At 31.0% G+C, this 294-nt stretch carries 1 protein-coding gene; it reads left to right on the top strand.

Annotation, left to right across the window (positions count from 1 at the left end; translation table 11 throughout):
* Nucleotides 1–294 (top strand): Rpn family recombination-promoting nuclease/putative transposase (locus tag KFD70_RS29365; protein WP_431613562.1); only part of this gene is annotated, 294 nt, incomplete at both ends.

Raw genomic sequence — 294 nt, 5'->3', positions numbered from 1 at the left:
GCTATGTTACAAGATTCTTTAGAATCACCCATTGTTTCGTTACAATTAGAAGATCCACATTTATACAGGGAACATGAAGAGGATAAATTATCGATTTTAGATATTTCCGCAACATTAGATACAGGAACAAAGGTAAATGTAGAAATCCTGCTAAATAATAATCATGATATGATTAAGAGAAGTTTATATTACTGGGGAAGGCTATACACATCCCAACTTCAAAAAGGAATGCCCTATAGTTCTCTTCATAAAACAATTACGATTAATTTATTAAACTTTGTCATGTTTCCAGAA

This window comes from Bacillus pfraonensis, from assembly GCF_050768835.1.
In the GTDB taxonomy this organism is placed as follows: domain Bacteria; phylum Bacillota; class Bacilli; order Bacillales; family Bacillaceae_G; genus Bacillus_A; species Bacillus_A pfraonensis.
This window is presented reverse-complemented; position numbering and strand designations above follow the sequence as displayed.